The sequence below is a fragment of the Pinibacter soli genome (genome assembly GCF_029961145.1).
In the GTDB taxonomy this organism is placed as follows: Bacteria; Bacteroidota; Bacteroidia; order Chitinophagales; family Chitinophagaceae; genus Pinibacter; species Pinibacter soli.
Genome location: NZ_JASBRG010000007.1, coordinates 1,248,784 through 1,266,926 on the forward strand (window position 1 = coordinate 1,248,784; position 18,143 = coordinate 1,266,926).

The following is an 18,143-nucleotide window of genomic DNA, read 5'->3' on the forward strand; positions in this document are numbered from 1 at the left end:
CAAACAACTAATTCATGAAATACAGTTTCAATAAAAATAAAAGATATTCATTTTTCAGGATCATGAAAACGTCAATGCGGTTACGCGGCATTCTGGCGACGGGACTTGTCGTATTGTTGTCGACAACCTCCTGCAACAAGGGATTCCTGAATGTGGTGCCTGATAACGTAGCAACAATCGATAACGCATTTGCATCTAAAACAGAGGCAGAGAAATATTTATTTACATGCTACTCGTATCTGCCAAATGATGAAGATCCAACTTATAACCCGGGCATAACGGCGAGCGATGAAACCTGGATCGAAGACAATGAGATCCACATCCGTTCTACCAACGTTGCACAAATGCCAAGAGGTGGACAAAACACTTCTGATCCTATCTGTAACTATTGGGACGGTACGAGAGATGGAGCCTTGAACAGTAACGGACACGGCATGTTCAGAGCAATCAGGGATTGTAATGTTTTCCTGGAGAACATTGAAGACCTGAGTAAAGTTCCTGACCTTGATATAGACACAAGAGAAAGATGGATCGCTGAGGCGCAGTTCCTGAAAGCCTTTTATCACTTCATTCTTTTCAGGTCATACGGCCCCATTCCTGTTGTTGACAAAAACATCCCGATCAGTGCCCCGTTGAGTGAAACACAGGTTAAAAGACAACCGGTTGACAGCGTTGTTAACTACATAGCTAATCTGCTGGATACAGCGGCTGTTCACCTGCCATCTTCTATTCTTAACCAGGCATCCGAGCTGGGAAGAATTACTAAGCCTATCGCTATGGGCCTGAAAGCTAGATTGCTTGTCTATGCTGCAAGTCCGTTGTTTAACGGCAACTCAGACTTTGCAAGCATGCAAAACAAAGGCGGCGAAAAACTATTCAATACTACATACAGCGCCGACAAATGGAAAAGAGCAGCAGATGCATGTAAAGCAGCAATTGATGCAAGCACAGGGCAAGGCATTAAATTGTACACCTTCACAACTCCGGCCGGCAGTGTACTTACCGACACTACTATAACGCAGATGAGCATACGCAATGCGGTGAGCGATCCATGGAACTCAGAGCTTGTATGGGGATTAACACACAGTGGAATGGGCCTTAACTCGTTCTTCCAGGCTATAGGCGGTGCAGCGTACGACAGAACATACATTCAAAATAACGGTATCACTTATGGTAACGCTTTGATGGGCCCAACACTTAAAATGGCTAAAATGTTCTACACCAAAAACGGTGTACCTATTGATGAAGACAAAACACTTGACTTCTCTAACTACTCAGCACTTCGCATTGCTTCGCACGCTGAAAGATTCAATGTCAAAGAAGGTGAAGCAACTGCCAGACTGAATTTCGACAGAGAGCCACGCTTCTATGCCAACATCGGGTTCGACAGATGTATCTGGTATATGGCAAACAGTCCTTCTCATTCTGATGAAAACACATTCTACCTGTTTTGTCATGCAGGTGAGTTTGGACAAAACTCCCCTATTCCAATCACTACAATGTACATGAAGAAGATCCTTAACTGGAAATTCGATTGGAACACACGTTTGTACACACCTTACCCATACCCTATTATCAGATTGGCCGACTTGTATCTGATGTATGCAGAAGCATTGAATGAAGCAAACGAGACTCCAACTGCCGACGTTTACCAATATGTAAATCTTGTCAGAGCAAGAGGTGGTCTAAAATCTGTGCAAGATGCATGGTCAGCTTACAGTAACAACCCAACCAAGTACACAACCAAAGCAGGTATGCGCTCTATCATTCAAAGAGAACGTGCGATTGAATTGTGTTTTGAAGGACAACGCTACTGGGATCTGATCCGCTGGAAAACAGCGGCAACAGAGCTTTCAGGTAATGTTACCGGATGGGACAGAACAGCAAAAACTTCGGACCTGTTCTATCGCGAGTTAACTTTCTACTCAAGAAAATTTGTTGCACCACGTGATTATTTGTTTCCGTTGAAAGACAACGACCTGTTGAATAATCCAAACCTGGTACAGAATCCAAACTGGTAAAAGTTAAAGCTATCGCTAACTAATAAATCTTTCAAAATGGGTAAACTAAATTTATATATTCTATCATTTTCTTTACTTGCATTTGGTTGCAAACAGGAGACTTTAAATTCCCCGATTGTCAGCAACTCAAATGCACCGGGCACTGTTGCCAACGTTAAAGTGGTTAACCAGAATGGCAAGGCCAGCATCACTTATTCATTACCGTCAGACAAAGACCTGCAGTACGTGAAAGCAGTGTATGAAACTTCACCGGGCGTTGCAGCGCAGGTGATCGCGTCACGCTATGCCAACAATCTTACTGTTGATGGTTTTGGTGATACACTGGCACACACCATCAAGCTGTATTCGGTAAACTCCAGCGAAGTTTCTTCTGCACCGGTTAACGTTACTGTTAATCCGTTGACGCCGGGCTATATTCTTGCACGTCGCTCCTTAGAAGTGAACATTACATTCGGTGGTTTTACTATTAAAGCCCACAACCCAACAAGCGACAACCTTGCGATCATCCCAATGGTTGATACTACAGGCAAAGGCAATTGGGGACAAACGACCGGCATGGACAACGTTTACAGTGCAGATACTGTTATCACTGCTACTATCAGGAACCAACCTTCTGTTGAAAGAAAATATGCATTTGCTGTAAGAGACAGATGGTTCCACTATTCTGACACATTGTTTTTAACACTTACTCCATTGTTCGAGCAGCAGTTGGATAAAAGCAAATTCGCTACGCTTGTATTGCCTCATGATGCTACCGTGTTGAACAACGGTGGTTACACATGGCCGTACTACATGTACGATGGCAACTATCATCCTGGCTGGCCTTCTACTTACTTTACAGTAGAAAGTTCCATCACGCCGCAAATGGTAACGATTGATCTCGGTGCTGTACATACGTTCAGCCGTTTCCAGATCAATCCTTACAAGGAAGTAGGTAACTATTATTACGTGAGAGGTAATCCAAAAGATTTTGAAGTTTGGGGTTCAAATAGTCCCGACCTTACCGATCCGGTATCTGCTACAAACCAACCAGGATCATCATGGACAAAGATCGACACGTATCACGTTACGAAGCCTTCAGGTTCGGGCTACCAGATAGAAACAACTGCTGACCAGCAAGCTGCATACAATGGCTGGCAGTTTGATTTCCCAACGGGTTTGAAAGATTACCGCTACATACGCATCCGTCAATTATCAAACTGGCAGGGAAGCTACTTCCTAACCATTGCAGAGTTGACGCTGTGGGGAAAATAGTTATACCGATTGGTCAAACAATATAGACCAATTTCGACTGCGTCTTATTGGTCTATTTGTTTGATCCATCGGCATTATGAAGGATTTGAATTTTATCTCTGTGATAAATAATAAAATTCAAATCCTGATAATACGCTTAACATAAAAAAATTAAGAACAATGAAAAGAAATTTAGCAATGGTAACTGTCATCACCATCGTAGCGATCTGGATGGCGGCGTGCACTAAAATAGATAACTACAAGTCAAAATATATGTCTGGCGGCGGCATTACTTACACGGGCAAAATGGACTCGGTAAAAATCTTCTCCGGCAGATACCGTGCGCAGTTAAATGGTCTGTTTACTTCTGATCCAAACATTGTGAAGTACAGAGTTTTCACAAAAAGCGGACTCGATTCAATGGAGGTGGTAGTAAAAAGAACTTCTGGTGTAGACACTGCAAAAACAATTATTCCAAACCTTGAAGAGGGAACACAGAGCTTTGAAGTAAGAACCTACGACAGTGCCGGGCACTCTTCTGTTCCGGTGTTTGTAACGGCGAACGTTTACGGTGCAAATTACCAGGCTTCTATTGTGAACCGTGGAGTTGCAGATGCATCTTTGCAAACTGATGGTTCAGCAAAGATCACATGGGCTGATGTAAGTGCCGATGCGGGTGTGCAATACATGCAGATCAAATTTTCGGATGTTTCGAATAAGTTACATGATACCATCGTGTATTCTCAACCTACTAACCTAACAAGCAGCTTGCCTAACATTAAAGTAGGTTCAACATTTTCTTACAGAACAGCATATTTGCCAAACGCAACAGCCATCGATACATTTTATACAGCTTACCAGGACCACAGCGTAAAAGCAGATGTAACGAAAGTATATCTGTCTAACTATGGCCCAGACTTTAAAGGCACACTTGGTAGTGACGGCAGATTCGGAACTCTGAATGCACCGTGGGTATCAAACGCAGGTGCCTTGAACAAAGGCGGTGGCACGTTCGGTGGTTACCAGCATGCTTCATGGCAGTCTGCAGGACTGATTACATGGGAAACATGGGGTAACACGCCGGTAGTTGACGGAAAAGTTTACCAGGTAACATCTGCACCATTGCCCGCGGGGAATTACACCGTTACATTCAACTACTATTCTGAGATACAATCGAACTCATCTGTTTATTGTATTGCGGCAGCAGGCAACACCGGCATACCATCACTGGCGAATCTTTCAAGCGCCCTTGGCTATGCTGCGATGTTTAATGGAGCTACTGTAGGCGCTACATCACCAAATGTAACAGAATCAAAAAGCTTCAATTTTACCCTTACGTCACCACAATCGGTGTCTTTAGGATTTCTTGGAAACGTTGTTGGAAGCGGCAATCCGGGAAGTTACTTTGAAGTAAAATATATTCAGTTGATCCAAAATTAAAAAACACAGAACGCAGATTTTCATGATTTATTAAGATTGTATGGTTTGAAATTTTATGACGCCCTCTGATTTCAAATCATAAAAATCATGAAAATCTGCGTTCTCTCTTATTGCTTTTATAAAATCAAAAAAGCCGCAGACAATGTTGTCCACGGCTTACTATTCAACAAGAAACAAAAATGAGACTGTTACATCTGCATCTCAATATTCATTTCAAGAATTGGCAACAGGTCAAGCAAATCATCAATGATGTAATCAGGATTGGCTGTCAGCAACTGATCGTAAGTGTGTGCGCCGGTTGTAATGCCAATATTCATTGAGCATCCAGCGTTGCGTCCCTCTTCAATATCAATAATAGAATCTCCAACTTTTACCACTTCCTCTGCGTCTGCAATATTGAATTTCTGCATTGCCAGCAAAATCATATCAGGATTGGGTCTGTTGTTTTGCACATCTGTCGCAGTGATCAATCCATCGAAATCTTCTCCTTCTTTCCATCCAATTTTTTCAATAAGCGAAACGGCTGTCTCATTACTGTAGCCTGTATTCAACACCACTAAAATATTTTTCTCTCTAAGTGACTGAAACAACTGATCTGCATTTTGCTGGGGAAATACTTTATGTGTACCGTATGCTTCTTCCAACATTACCATGAATCGACCATAAATCTCACCGGCCAATATTTCATCATGGTTTTGTGCATAAGCTGCTAATATACTTTTTATCGCCTCCAGCTTTTCTTTACCTGCACCCTGTGCCAATACTTTATCTAACGAAAAATCATATCCCTTCTCGCTGATCGCTTTCTGCAACGTTTTATACACAATGTTATCTTCGTTCACAGTGGTACCTGCCATATCAAAAACAACCATTCTGATCATGAGCTATTATTTATGTTCGTTTAAAAATTTGTTGATACTATTTCTATAAGCCCGCATTCACCCTTACTCCTACACGCACGGGCTTTTGTTCACTTGCAAATGCAAATGCGTCTTCAACTGCTTCGATATTGTATTCTTTTTCAACCAACTCAGCGAAAGGATACTTGCTATGGCTCCTTTCGATAAACTCCGTTGCCTTAACAAGATCATCGTAATTGTAATTATGCAAACCGCGTATCTGCAATAATTTCCTAACAACTTTCTGCGCATCCACTTTTACAGGAGCATCAGGAAACACAGCGCCAATCCATATTGCAGCGCCACCCAAAGCCAAAGAATCCATCCCCATCTCCATCGCACGAGGACTGCCGCTCATATCGAAAACAATATCAGCTTCCGGCCAGGGCAGTTCATTTTCTTCTGTTTTTTCATCTAAGTGATATGATTTGCTTGCGCCAAATTTCTCGCCCCATTGCAATCTCCCATTGTCACGATCAACAAGTCCGATCCACGAAGCACCCGCTTCTTTACACATTGCCAAACAAGCCAGGCCAAGCATTCCGGCCCCCAAAACGAGCACTTTCCTGTTCTCAATTTTTCCTGCAATTCGCAAAGCACCCATTACCGTGGCGTGTGCGCAATTGATGGTCGCAGCAACTTTAAGCGGAACATCATTGGAGATTTTTATGATCGCGGTATTTGCACGCAACACGCAGTAGTCTGCCAAACCACCGTTAAACACATCATCTTCTTTCGCCAACGCATGTCCGTATTTGAAAAGCTGCTCACTCTTCTGCGGCATATCCGGATGTGGCGGCACAATACCCGGTGGCACTGAAAAAATCGACCACGTGATTCTATCGCCCGGTTGTATAGCCGCACCATTGATATCTTTGCCGGAATGTTGCGGATCGATCCAGGCAATTTCGCCTACAACCTCATGGCCGAGCACGACATTAGGAGGCTCTTGCCTTCTACCGCAATAAGTATGTATATCGCTCCCACAAAGGGTTGTGTACAGTGTCTTCACAAGCACTTCACCCGTCTTAATGAAAGGCACATCATGCGTGCTAATTGAAAATGGTTGTCCGTGACCATTAAACACTGCGACTTTACCGGGTGGAAAACTGAGTAAGTCCTGATTCATTTTCTTTCAATTTCATTTTAAAATACCAGTTACAGAATAACACCAGTAGCCCTCCTGAAATGCCGATGTAGACGCAAATGCGCAAGAACAGCGACAGTATGGAACTATCCGGAGGAGCAAGATATCTCAGCAACATCAGCAAGATGTAGCCCGTGTATCCTACAGCATCTACCACATACATCAGAAAGCCGATATTGGCACATTCTTTTGTAATCGCGATAAGCCTTTCGAATATTGTAGTATGGATGGCAACATAAGGAATGTACACACCGAGACCTGCCAGCACCATGAACACAAAATTTCCCATGCCATGGCCCACGCCGTTTATGGCAATCAGCAAAATGGCAAATCCAAAAACACACGTCATCAGTGCAAATCGAAATGCTTTGTAATGATTTTTGATCAGCACCGCAAAGCCGCTGACAATTACTACACCAAGCGACACGAGCAATTCTGATTGCGTAAAAATTTCAGGCGTTTGTTTAAAACCCAGATCCCGCCAAAGTTCCGAAGCGAAGTCCGCACGGATACTACGCAATATGGTAACAAACAAATACACTATCGTAATGCCGGAAATACCTGGTGCATATTTTAGAAAGAACGCCTTTCTTGCCTGAGCCGACATGGGTGTTCTTTCCGAACGGCTCGTTATGTCTGCAGTTGAAGGAGCGGGCACAATATTCAACATTGCAACAAACATTGCCATCGGCACCATGAAGAAAGCGCCTGTGGCAAATGGCATCCAACTCTCAGGAACGCTCCAATGGAGCAGCATATTCCCAACGGATTTCGAAGCGCCATCAGCAACAATAAAACTGGCGCAAAGACCCGCTATCATTGCTTCCGAATGCCGCCTTCCTTCCAGAAAACCCAATACTAAACCGAAGACAACGCCAAGCGGCAGTCCGTTCAATAATAAGCACACAATGTTCCATGGCCGCGGCACAATGCCAAAAAGCAATAATGTTAATTCAGCGAAGAATATAAGACCAATCAATACTTTTATCCGCTGTGAAGGTTTTATTTCAGCAACGACTTTTATACCGATCCACTTAGCCAACATGTAACCGAGTGTTTGTGAAATGATCAGCAGGAATTTATAGTCTATCCCCCAATATACAACATCACTATAGGTGGCGGCAGTGTATTGTTTTCGAAAACCATACATGCAGAAATAAGCTCCAAAAGCTGCAACCAGTGCCCACACGGGATGTTGAGATAATTTCTGCAAGGACTTTATAGGCATAGGTTGTGTTTATGTACAATAGTAGTGGTAGTTAATCTGCACGTTGTGTTTTGTAAAACTAAACACTGTTTACTATTTGTAAACACCCAGAAGCGTTAAGGATTTATTACGGAATAGTTAAGCGGAGGGAAATGAGAATTGAAAGTTGAAAGTTGAAAATTATAAGATGTCCTAACTTTTTACTTTTACTTTTTATTGCTCAATCAATTGCATTAAAACCAACTCTCGGATCTGGTTCCAATCAACAGCATCTCTTTCGGAAAAATCAAATGTGCGCTGCATGCTTTTTGCGTACTGTCTTGCAGGAAACGCAATGCAGGTGCTGTCAAGATACTGGTTAAAAACACAAATAATCTTCGTGCTTAGCTTATACATAAACACATTGTCAATCTTTTTCTCTTTTATTCTTGGATCAATGTTTTGTAATAACGAACGCAGTTTGTGCAGATTAATTTGTTGCTTCAAATTTTGAGATGTGGTGTTCATGCAGTGTTCAAGATTTTTATTGAGTTGTTAGTTGCAAGGCATCAATATGCAAACATCAGCCTAACAACTAACAACTCTTTTTGTTGTATCTCTTGTGAGTTTCCATAAAACCGTTTTGCAAATAGAACTTGTGCGTTTGCAGTCTGCTAAGCTTCGTGGTTACTTCCAAAACAGCACACCCAGTGTTCCGGGCCAACTCTTCTATGAATTGGATCAACTCCCTGCCAATACCGGCAGAACGATGATTCTGCTTCACGCAAAGCGCCGTGATTCTTCCTGCAAACCCGTCACAGTGAAATAATGGAAATCGTGCAAAGGCAATGAATCCAATAACCTCGTCGTGTTTTTCGTATACAAAGGCAATACCTTCGTGTTCGGAATATGATGCATACCGTTTTGCAAAAGAGGCAACAGAATTATCTGGATAGTCAAGCTCCGCAAGCAATTCAACAACTGCCCCGTAATCTTTTTCCTCCACCGCTCTTATTCGAACTCCGTCCTTTAAAGATGTTGTCACAGCACTAGCTTTACGCTCGCCGTCTTGATAACTCACATTATTCAACATACATTGATTGTAATTTCTTCAACTTAGACTTAGTCAAGCCCATTTCTTTTGCAAGGTAATTATCAATGCTGCCATATGTTGTTTTGATACTATTGAAAGTTGCTTGCAAATAAGCCGGATCTGCGGCCATCATCTTCTTTGCTCTTTCTTCCGGCATTTTATAAGCAGCGGTCATCATTTGCATCGCCTTTTCATTTTCGCTGCGGCGGTAATAATTTGTAGCCGTATAATCTGCCATGATCGTTTCTTCGTTTACACCTAAAGCATAGAGAATCAAGGCAGCAGCAATACCTGTTCTATCCTTACCTGCGCTGCAATGAAACAGCAGGGCACTGTCAGGGGCAACAACAAACATTTGATCAAACATTGGTTTATACCTCGCGGTAAACGGTGTAAGGTCGCTGTAAAATTCAGTCAGTGAATTTGCCTGCATCATCTTTCTCATGCTGGCAGAATCGCCAATGGTTTCACTTCCGGCGGGCAAAGAAATTCTTCTTGTAGTTGTGGGAATGCGGTCGGGAGCGGTCGCTACTTCATATGGACCTCTGAAATCAAGATCGTAACTGATGCTCAGCTTCGCTAATGTTTGCAGATCTTGTTCAGACAATTTATTCAGCGCAGCCGAACGATACAATTTTCCCCACTTCACGTGTTTACCATCGTTGGTTGTGTAGCCACCGATGTCGCGAAAGTTAATTGCACCCTGCAGCTTCACTTCTCTTTTAGAACTATCCGCTATTTGTGCAAAAGTTAAAAGCGGGAATATGATTAATGATAAGAAGGAAATCCGTTTCATTTAATTAGACTTTTTGATTTTGAAAATTTGAAAATTCATTCAGTTTATCATTACTGTATGCTACGCCGGCAGCATCATGGTGCCTGGTATAGGTAAAGAATGATTGACTTTAATAATTTTCAAATCTTCAAATCTTCAAATTTTAAAATTATTTAGTAAGCCACATGTCTTTGTTCAGATCATCCGATCCGCCAAATTGCTTTTGAATTGCACTGGTACAATTAGCTTCATTGTATACTTTCTCATCAGTTGGATACTGCCAGCGACGAGGAATAACGCCTGAACCATTGATACCAGGACCATTCTGTGCAAATACCGGCAAACCTGTTCTTCTGAAATTATAGAATGCTTCAATGCCTGAGTTTTCAAACATCGCAACATATTTCTGATTCAGAATTTGAGTAAGACCATCGTTGTTATTGCCTTTGTAAACAACAGCAGGGTTTGTAAGAAAGTCACTGAATTTAACAGTAACTGTTCCTAATGTTTTACCTGCAAGATCACCAATCGTAAGTGTCTGACCATCTGCCAAACCATAAAAACCAAGCGATGCATTGATACCGTTATTGTACCATGTAGCAGCATCCGCACCAGTCACCCAACCTCTGTTGATCGCTTCCGCAATGTTGAAACACATCTCAGGATAACCCATCATAATGTATGGCTCAGGACCTGTTAGTGAAGCAAAGTATCTTTTGTAGTTTACGAAAGAATAAGCTCCCGCGTTAGAAGCTACGTTTAAGTCAGATTGTGCTTTCGAAATATCAGCACCAACATAAGCTGTAAAATCACTTACTGTTTTACCACCCGCAAGTTGCGCAGGCGCAGGTGTTGCGATCACAAACGTGCGTGGATCTTTTGTTGCTGTTGTAGTGTTCAAATAAGTGTTACCGATATTTTCATACAAGTTGTATGGCTCCGACGGAGTGCGTGGATACTGGTTGTATGAAGAGTTGAACTTAAAAGCCAGGTTGTCCGTATTGCCTGTCATTACAGGATACTTTGCTGGATTGCCGAGGATCGTTGCAAACTGTGTTTTAATGTTCAGATCAGCATTATCGTCCGCACGTTTGCTGAGACTGATCAATACACGTAATTTGTAAGTATTTACAACCTTTTGCCATTGCGATACAGTAAGAGCATAAATATCGCCATCAATAGTTGTGTTGGCATTTGATGAGGTAATCAAACCACCAAACATAGTGTTCGCAGAATCCAGCAACGCAAGACTGTTCTTGTAAACATCATGCTGTAAATCATACGCTGGAGTAAGATTATTTTCATTACCGGCCTGCGTCATAGGAATATCTCCTACTCTTTGCGTAAGCCAGATAAAACAATATGCACGCAGGAATTTACCCAGAGCGCCATATACGTTGTTTGCTGTACCGAACTGCGTTGCAGCCTGTGCTTCCATTTTTGAAACATACTTCAACATGTCATAAGCTGTTGCTGTATTTGCCCAGTTGTATGAGTTGTTTCCACGATAATAACTTAGGTTAGAAACAGTGTACTGGTTCCATCTCATTGTTTGATCCCATGGGCCTTCAAACACGCTGTTAGCTCTTGCATCTACCACGCCACCGCCCTGGTACACACCAAACAATGTGCGGTTGAGAATGAGCGAAGGCGACACTAATGAGTTTGAACTTGCTACATTCGGATTGTTTTCCAGGTTGCCTTTCTGGCATGCACTCATCGATACGACAAGCGCAAAAAAAGCGACTATATATTGAAACTTTTTCATTGCTACTTTATTTAAATCGATTCTAAAAATTCTATTCAATTGCTAGAAGGATAAGTTTACATTAAATCCAAAACGACGTGCTGTTGTTGATTGCAAACCAGTTTTGCTGTTCAGCGATCTGTCAGAGATGTTGAATCCTGATGCATACTGATCAAGATCAATGTCCTTCCGCTCGGCGAAGTACAGCAGGTTTCTTCCCACCAGTGAAACGGAAGCACCTTTCAGGAATTTGCCATGGAACTTGTCAGCCGGGAAAGTATAACCCAACACTACCTCTCTTAATTTCAGATAAGAACGACTGATCAAAAACGGCTCATCAAATTTTGCATACAAGCTGTTTTGTACATAGTTCTGAACAGTTACCGGAGTTTTGTTTGCTTCAAACTTTAATTGATCCAAATTAGTGATCGCGCCATTTTCATATACTGGTGTACCTGAAGTAATAACAACACCTTTACCTACGTAGGCAGGTTTTGCATCAACAGTGCTCAGGCTTGTACTTTTCCATTCGTTCAAACGTGCAGTGCCATAATCGCCTTGTACCAAATCAAGTGCATTACCAGAGTTCATTGACTGCGCAAATACGTAGTCGTATATTTTACCACCTACACGGCCATCAAACTGAAAACTGAAAGAGAAATTTTTGTAGTTAAAACGGTTATTGATACCAAACACATAGTCAGGGTTTGCGTAACCAAGAAGTTGCTTGTTATCTGTGCCAGTTTTAGGTTCAAGCAGCAAGCCACTTGAGTTATAGATCGGCTGTCCATCAGGAGCGCGAAAAACTTTGTAACCATAGAATGCATCCAATCTGTCGCCAATGTGGTAGTTGTGATCGTTGATCGTTACTGTTTTCTCATTCTGATAAATGTCTCTCAGTTTTTCTTTATAAGTTGACCAGTTCACCATGACATCCCATGAGAAATCTTTTGTTCTGATGGGATTGCCGATTAATGCAACTTCAAAACCATCTTTTTGAGAAGTAATACCATTTACGTTGTGCGAATAATAACCTGTAGAAGAGGCCACGGGCAAAGGATAGATCAAAGGACCGTTGATTGTTCTAAAGTATGTGAAATCGAGTCCCAGTCTGTTTTTCAGGAATTTAATATCCAAACCTGTTTCGTATGATTTGATATCGAAGCTCTGCAGGCTCTTGTTTGCCAGCGTATTTGAGTAAGTAACGGCCTGCGTGTTGTTGTAGTAGCTTGCGCCATTGTACGCCATCTGATTGGTGTATGAAGGACCATCATATGAAGTGTACAATTCTGATCCATATCCAAGCAAGCCACTGTTAAGCGTTTGCGGGTTTCCAACAGATGTTGTTAAAGCGTTGTAAGACGAACCAATTGTAGAGTTTGTCAAGCCACCTTTTACGTCAGCGTAAGAACCACGGATCTTCAGGAAGGAAATAGCTTCAGGAAGCTTTGTGTAGTCAGATATAACAGAGCTTACACCCACTGAAGGATAGAAAATTGTTTGCTGCCCTTCAGGCAAAGTGGATGTTTTATCTACACGGCCGGTTGCAGAAACGTTGATATAATTTTTATAACAAAGATCAACAGACGCGTAACCGCTTATCACTTGCATGTTTGAACCGAATGTATAAGCTTTGATGGGGTTTTTGGAGTTAGACAAATTGTATACGTTGGCAAAATTCAACTGATAAGTGGAAAGCCAGTCAGAATTGTATCTGAATGTTCTGATGCTTGATCCGCCCACTGCTGTCAGGTTAAAACCTTTACCAAGATTTTTGTTGTAGGTCGCTAGCAGGTCGGTGTTGTTTTCAATCAACATGCGGTTATCTTCACGATAGTCTCCGTTCCATATGTTGTAAAGCGTACCAACTTTTTGAAAATAATAACCGCTGTAGTAAGCGTTCAGATTGGTGGATGGCGGCACTTTCTCTGTGCGCAACTGGTTCCAGGTAGTCACCTGTGAACGAAGGCTGATGTTAAGATCTTTATTGACCTTGTAAGTAAATTTCAGATAACCGTACACATCAGTTTTGTAGTGACCGTGCAACCATTCGTGCGCAACAAAGTAAGGATTGTTTTCACGACCATACTCTGCGTAATACTGTACCAATCCTGGTCTGCCGGTTGGACCTTTCCAGTAATCTTTCATATCATCCGATGCCCAGCTTGCAGAACCGTACACTTTAAACATGTAAGGATAACTGTTTGGACCATAGCTTACATCGGGAATGTTTGGTGTGTATTGTGCGTTGAAGTTAAGATTGGCTTCCATGCGCAATTTTTGTGAAAAATTATAACCAGCGTTGATGTTCAGGTTATCGATGTTCAACTTTGTGTTTGGCGCCATCCCTTTTTGGTAAGTGTGAGAATATGACATACGCAGATCATATTTATCACCAGATGCAGATACAGCGATGTTATTGGTTGACAGCAAGCCTGTCTCCATGAAGTTTTCAAAATTATTCACACCGCGAGCGATCCATGGAGTGCCTGTGCGCTGTCCTGAGGTTGGATCAATCGGGCTGTCATATTGTTTTACCGGCTGACCTTCAAAGCGAGGGCCCCAGATGTTTGAACGGCGATAAGAACCATCAAGATCATACAGATCATTACCATATGCATACTTGTAGTTGTTACCATAACCATATTCTGTTTGATTTTTAGGCAACGCTGTGTAACCTTTTTCAAACATGGTGCTTGAATTAAACTCTACTGTATATCCCCTTCTATCTTTACTGCCTTTTTTTGTAGTCACCAAAATGGCTCCGTTCTGTCCTCTGAAACCATACAATGCCGCGGCGTTTGCGCCTTTCAACACGGTATAGCTTTCGATATCATCTGCACTCATGTTCCATGTATCTGAGTTTACCGGTACACCATCGACAACAAATAACAAATCTGTACTACCGCGCAATACAACCTGCGGACGGCCAAGCATCTCTGCTGATGCACCAACGGTAAGACCGGCAACTTTACCTGTTAAAGAGTTGATCGCGTTTGGTTCGCGGGCTTTCACCAGGTCAGCGCCCTTAACTTCTTGTGTAGAGTAGCCGATTCTTTTTGCCTCTTTTTTAACGCCAAGAGCAGTCACAACGATTTCGTTCAACTGCGTTTTATTTTCGTGAAGAGTAATATTGTGTTCATTTGTTTGACCCACTGTTTCTTCGAAAGGATTGTATCCCACGTAAGAAAATACAAGTGTGGCGTCACCAGCCGGAACTTTAATGTGGTAGATACCGTATTCGTCGGCAACGGCAGATATTTGCGTTCCCTTTACGTTAACAGTAGCCGAACTTACAGGAGCTCCGTTCTCACCTAATACTTTTCCCGATACAGTTCTTATTTGCGCGAATGCACAAACATTCACCAGCAGGCCGGAGATCATCAACAGGCTTACAGTGTACAAGCGAGTCAATTTTGATTTCATTTTAATTGGGTGTTTTATGAGATAAAAAAGTCGTGAAGACTATCGTAACACAAATGTTGTACGAATACAAACCGTACTCGAATGTGCCACGTGGGCGGTACTATTTTTGTAGTTCCCGAGCGGGAAATACATTTTAAAATCGCAACCAATTACTTATCAATCAATTGCAATATTTACGTATTGTTATCGAAATTTTAAGGGATTGTTAAGGCATGAAAGAGTATCTGAAACACGCGAAACGCCTTGGCCGCGGCTATAAAAACCTGCATTAACTAACAAGCTGTTCCCTTCTAAATTAGGAATGCCACACATGAAGCCGCGTTTAGCATTTAGCGTTAAGCGCCAGGATTTCAGCTTTTAGCGCTAAGCACAAACCAACATTTTCTTTCTGTAAGCGGAAGGTGTTACTCCGGTGATCTTTTTGAAGTAAGTGTTGAAGGACGATTTTGAATTGAAGCCACAATCAAATGCAAGTGAGAGCATGTTTACATCCACATCGGGATCGCGGAGTTTTTGCATAGCCTCTTCTATCCGATATTCATTTATAAAAGAGTAGAAATTTTTGAGAAGCCTGTCATTTAGAAGTTGGGTAATGTGATGCTTAGGAATTTTTATTTTGTGTGCCAGGTCGTCGAGCGAAAGTTCTGTATCTAAATATACTTTGCTTTGCAACATATACTTTATCAATTTCACCTCGTACTCATCCATCATCTTTTCATCAAGCGCTGATTTAAGATAGCGTTTTTCCGGTAGTTTTTCAGCGACTTCAGCTTGTGGTTGTTTTTCTACAACTGGCTCTGTATCTTGTTTTTCCGGCACAGCTACGCTAAACCTCTGAGCGAGCTTATATTTCAATATGGCTATAGGAATGAGTGCAAAACAAATGTATGGAGCTATACGAATGTCAAGATCAGTACTTCGCAGCTCGAATGTATGTAAGATAATAAGGAAGATGCCAAACAAAATACCAAAGGCTAAAATGTAGGCTATACTGTTAAGCAATGACTTCTTATTCGCATCCAAACTTGCACCACGGACATTCAAATGCCTGATTGTCGCAACCGGATAACTTATCAATGACGCTGTCACCAACCACTTATAATAAGTTGTGTAAGTAATAATAAACTCCGGGCTTACCACGTTTAATGAACGCCCAATCATTAGCGAGAGATAAAAAATGGAGAATAATAAGAAGGGGAAAAAATGCATGGAAGATTGTTTCGCAGAAACCTTTTTTCCTGTAAACGACAATGCAGTTATATACAGCAAAGGCCCATAGCAAAGTCCAAAGCCACTCGCAATCTTGCCATACAAAAATTCATTTTTCATTACCGCCAGGATAAAACATTTTATACTCAGGTGGCAGAGTAAAATGAAAAGCAATTTGTAAATATTTTTATCAAAATCGTCTTTTACGCCGCTAACATTAAGCAGGTAAATGCTTATAGCAGTTTGAACGATAATACAAATCAGTACAATTACACTAATCATGAAACAGTAGTTGGGTGTGACAAAACTAGGTATCCAATGTTATCCGACCGTTAACTATAGTTGCAGTAGCAAATCATCTGCTTTTCGCATTCCTCATCCTAATCATTGAAAAGTTCAATGCGTACCGAAGGACCGCATCATGTAATGTCCAAAGATCTGGCACGAACCGCAGCTCAACATTGCGCTCTGTTATCGCCGACACGGGATCTTCAATCGCAGCAACTGCTTTAGGTTCAGTTTCTTTATTTGAAATATAATAGCCCGCACAAATATCGAGCAGTACAAAATCTTCAGATGGAAACTCGTAACAATAGAGAGACGTTTCTTTAATCTTTTTCCACCAGCCCGATTCTACTGCAACTACATATGATGCAGTTGTATTTCCTAAAAATCGTTCTGCGTCTTCACTTGTTGATTCTGTTGTTTTATAAAAACATACTCTCGGGCAATCCCTCGGCAACAAGTAATTATGCAGCATCGTATCTGAGATCGCAAACACAACGTTTCCCGTAATGCTGTCCAACTTAGAAGGCGAAGGACGCGGCTTAAAAGTCTTTATACCAGCCTCCTCGCTCACATGAAACAGTTGCATTTTGATCGTTGGTTTTCTTCAACTTATCAAATCTAGATATCCAATGTTAAGTTATTGTATACAATGCATTACCGATTAGTTAAGCGCTGCTAAACTTTCAAGTCGTTACAAATCATTTTGTTTAATTCAAATAAACTTCTATGCAGTAAAACGAGGCAAAAGTTTACACATACAAAACATTGAAATTTCGATAATAGCGTTGTTGTATGTTCCTTTGCACTACGTTATCTATCATATTTACAGAGACTTACCGACATGAAAGAAGATATTTTACTGAGCATTAGCCAGCGTATTAAAGAGTTGCGAAAAGAAAGAGGCATCACTGTTCAGGAACTTGCCAACAACGCACAAGTAACCAAAGGATTGATTTCACAAATAGAAAACAGTCGCACCATTCCCTCATTGATGGTACTGATAGACATTATCAAAGCGCTGGATGTTGACATGAACGCATTCTTCAAAAGCATTTCACCACAACGTGATGCACCCGTATTAATAAAGCGTCGCAATGAATACGAGCATTTTGAAAAGGAACAAGCAATCGGTTTCGACTACCACCGTATTTTTTCAAAGCATATAAAAAACACAACGGTTGATATTGTATTGCTGGAACTGCAACCCGGTGCCAACAGACCAATGGTGCAAACGGAAGCCTTTGAATATAAATATGTAATCGCAGGAAAAGTGGAATACCAGTTTGAAAAAGAAAACATCATCGTAGAAACCGGCGACTCCATGTTGTTTGATGGACGGCTTATGCACACGCCACTCAATCTTGGAAAAACAACTGCGACGATGTTGGTGGTGTACTTTTTTGAAAAACAAGACTAACGTTAATTAAGAATTCGCAATTAAGAATTAAGAATTCATCAGTCGAAAAATTCGTTATCGAAGGCCGTTTCAAAATATGAATGAGGCTTTTCTTTATCATTTTTGAAAGCCGCTCTAACAGTACATGCTCCGCACAAAGAATTCTTAATTTTTAATTCTTAATTCTTAATTCTTAATTGATTGAAATTATTAATTGTTTAATACACCAAAGTTTACTTTCTATAGCCAATCGTTTAGTATTGCTGCACAAAATCAACTCTCC

General features: G+C 41.4%; 14 protein-coding genes. 4 read left to right on the forward strand and 10 right to left on the reverse strand.

The window, feature by feature from the left end:
• The first annotated feature begins 14 nt into the window (after positions 1–14).
• The 3 genes from QJ048_RS15665 to QJ048_RS15675 all read left to right on the forward strand — a co-directional run bounded on the left by QJ048_RS15665 (position 15) and on the right by QJ048_RS15675 (position 4,694).
• Positions 15–2,021, forward strand: coding sequence for a RagB/SusD family nutrient uptake outer membrane protein (locus QJ048_RS15665; protein WP_282335339.1), 2,007 nt, complete (start codon positions 15–17; stop codon positions 2,019–2,021).
• A 36-nt stretch (positions 2,022–2,057) separates the two neighbouring features.
• Positions 2,058–3,275, forward strand: a complete 1,218-nt coding sequence (locus QJ048_RS15670) for a DUF5000 domain-containing lipoprotein (protein WP_282335340.1) — start codon at positions 2,058–2,060, stop codon at positions 3,273–3,275.
• A gap of 159 nt (positions 3,276–3,434) precedes the next feature.
• Positions 3,435–4,694 (forward strand): DUF4998 domain-containing protein, encoded by a 1,260-nt coding sequence (locus QJ048_RS15675; protein WP_282335341.1) that lies wholly within the window; start codon positions 3,435–3,437, stop codon positions 4,692–4,694.
• Positions 4,695–4,882: 188 nt separating this feature from the next.
• Here the strand turns inward: QJ048_RS15675 and QJ048_RS15680 are convergent, their stop codons facing one another.
• The 10 genes from QJ048_RS15680 to QJ048_RS15725 form a co-directional block, all read right to left on the reverse strand.
• Positions 4,883–5,575 carry an HAD-IA family hydrolase gene (locus tag QJ048_RS15680; protein ID WP_282335342.1) on the reverse strand — a complete coding sequence of 231 codons (693 nt, stop codon included), beginning with the start codon at positions 5,573–5,575 and terminating at the stop codon, positions 4,883–4,885.
• 43 nt (positions 5,576–5,618) lie between these two features.
• Positions 5,619–6,722, reverse strand: a complete 1,104-nt coding sequence (locus QJ048_RS15685; protein ID WP_282335343.1) for a zinc-binding dehydrogenase — start codon at positions 6,720–6,722, stop codon at positions 5,619–5,621.
• A complete protein-coding gene (locus QJ048_RS15690; RefSeq protein ID WP_282335344.1) occupies positions 6,688–7,968 on the reverse strand; it encodes a DUF5690 family protein in 1,281 nt (426 codons plus the stop codon). Before QJ048_RS15690 ends, QJ048_RS15685 begins: the two co-directional genes overlap by 35 nt.
• Before the next feature lie 192 nt (positions 7,969–8,160).
• Positions 8,161–8,454: a hypothetical protein gene (locus QJ048_RS15695; protein ID WP_282335345.1), complete on the reverse strand. Its 294-nt coding sequence runs from the start codon at positions 8,452–8,454 to the stop codon at positions 8,161–8,163.
• 67 nt (positions 8,455–8,521) lie between these two features.
• Positions 8,522–8,971: a GNAT family N-acetyltransferase gene (locus QJ048_RS15700; protein WP_282335346.1), complete on the reverse strand. Its 450-nt coding sequence runs from the start codon at positions 8,969–8,971 to the stop codon at positions 8,522–8,524.
• 37 nt (positions 8,972–9,008) lie between these two features.
• On the reverse strand, positions 9,009–9,815 hold the full coding sequence (locus QJ048_RS15705; protein WP_282335347.1) for a tyrosine-protein phosphatase: 807 nt from the start codon (positions 9,813–9,815) through the stop codon (positions 9,009–9,011).
• A gap of 148 nt (positions 9,816–9,963) precedes the next feature.
• On the reverse strand, positions 9,964–11,562 hold the full coding sequence (locus QJ048_RS15710) for a SusD/RagB family nutrient-binding outer membrane lipoprotein (protein WP_282335348.1): 1,599 nt from the start codon (positions 11,560–11,562) through the stop codon (positions 9,964–9,966).
• Between the two features lie 42 nt (positions 11,563–11,604).
• On the reverse strand, positions 11,605–14,967 hold the full coding sequence (locus QJ048_RS15715; RefSeq protein ID WP_282335349.1) for a SusC/RagA family TonB-linked outer membrane protein: 3,363 nt from the start codon (positions 14,965–14,967) through the stop codon (positions 11,605–11,607).
• A gap of 363 nt (positions 14,968–15,330) precedes the next feature.
• A complete protein-coding gene (locus tag QJ048_RS15720; protein WP_282335350.1) occupies positions 15,331–16,458 on the reverse strand; it encodes a helix-turn-helix domain-containing protein in 1,128 nt (375 codons plus the stop codon).
• A 73-nt stretch (positions 16,459–16,531) separates the two neighbouring features.
• On the reverse strand, positions 16,532–17,050 hold the full coding sequence (locus QJ048_RS15725; RefSeq protein WP_282335351.1) for a DUF6886 family protein: 519 nt from the start codon (positions 17,048–17,050) through the stop codon (positions 16,532–16,534).
• Between the two features lie 255 nt (positions 17,051–17,305).
• Here QJ048_RS15725 and QJ048_RS15730 point away from each other — a divergent pair, with 255 nt between their 5' ends.
• On the forward strand, positions 17,306–17,881 hold the full coding sequence (locus QJ048_RS15730; protein WP_282335352.1) for a helix-turn-helix domain-containing protein: 576 nt from the start codon (positions 17,306–17,308) through the stop codon (positions 17,879–17,881).
• The last annotated feature ends 262 nt before the right edge of the window (positions 17,882–18,143 follow it).

Coding starts and splice junctions, on each gene's coding strand:
- QJ048_RS15670 (WP_282335340.1), top strand. CDS start 2,058: ATGGGTAAACTAAATTTATATATTCTATCATTTTCTTTACTTGCATTT.
- QJ048_RS15730 (WP_282335352.1), top strand. CDS start 17,306: ATGAAAGAAGATATTTTACTGAGCATTAGCCAGCGTATTAAAGAGTTG.
- QJ048_RS15675 (WP_282335341.1), top strand. CDS start 3,435: ATGAAAAGAAATTTAGCAATGGTAACTGTCATCACCATCGTAGCGATC.
- QJ048_RS15685 (WP_282335343.1), bottom strand. CDS start 6,722: ATGAATCAGGACTTACTCAGTTTTCCACCCGGTAAAGTCGCAGTGTTT.
- QJ048_RS15665 (WP_282335339.1), top strand. CDS start 15: ATGAAATACAGTTTCAATAAAAATAAAAGATATTCATTTTTCAGGATC.
- QJ048_RS15710 (WP_282335348.1), bottom strand. CDS start 11,562: ATGAAAAAGTTTCAATATATAGTCGCTTTTTTTGCGCTTGTCGTATCG.
- QJ048_RS15690 (WP_282335344.1), bottom strand. CDS start 7,968: ATGCCTATAAAGTCCTTGCAGAAATTATCTCAACATCCCGTGTGGGCA.
- QJ048_RS15725 (WP_282335351.1), bottom strand. CDS start 17,050: ATGCAACTGTTTCATGTGAGCGAGGAGGCTGGTATAAAGACTTTTAAG.
- QJ048_RS15705 (WP_282335347.1), bottom strand. CDS start 9,815: ATGAAACGGATTTCCTTCTTATCATTAATCATATTCCCGCTTTTAACT.
- QJ048_RS15720 (WP_282335350.1), bottom strand. CDS start 16,458: ATGATTAGTGTAATTGTACTGATTTGTATTATCGTTCAAACTGCTATA.
- QJ048_RS15680 (WP_282335342.1), bottom strand. CDS start 5,575: ATGATCAGAATGGTTGTTTTTGATATGGCAGGTACCACTGTGAACGAA.
- QJ048_RS15695 (WP_282335345.1), bottom strand. CDS start 8,454: ATGAACACCACATCTCAAAATTTGAAGCAACAAATTAATCTGCACAAA.
- QJ048_RS15715 (WP_282335349.1), bottom strand. CDS start 14,967: ATGAAATCAAAATTGACTCGCTTGTACACTGTAAGCCTGTTGATGATC.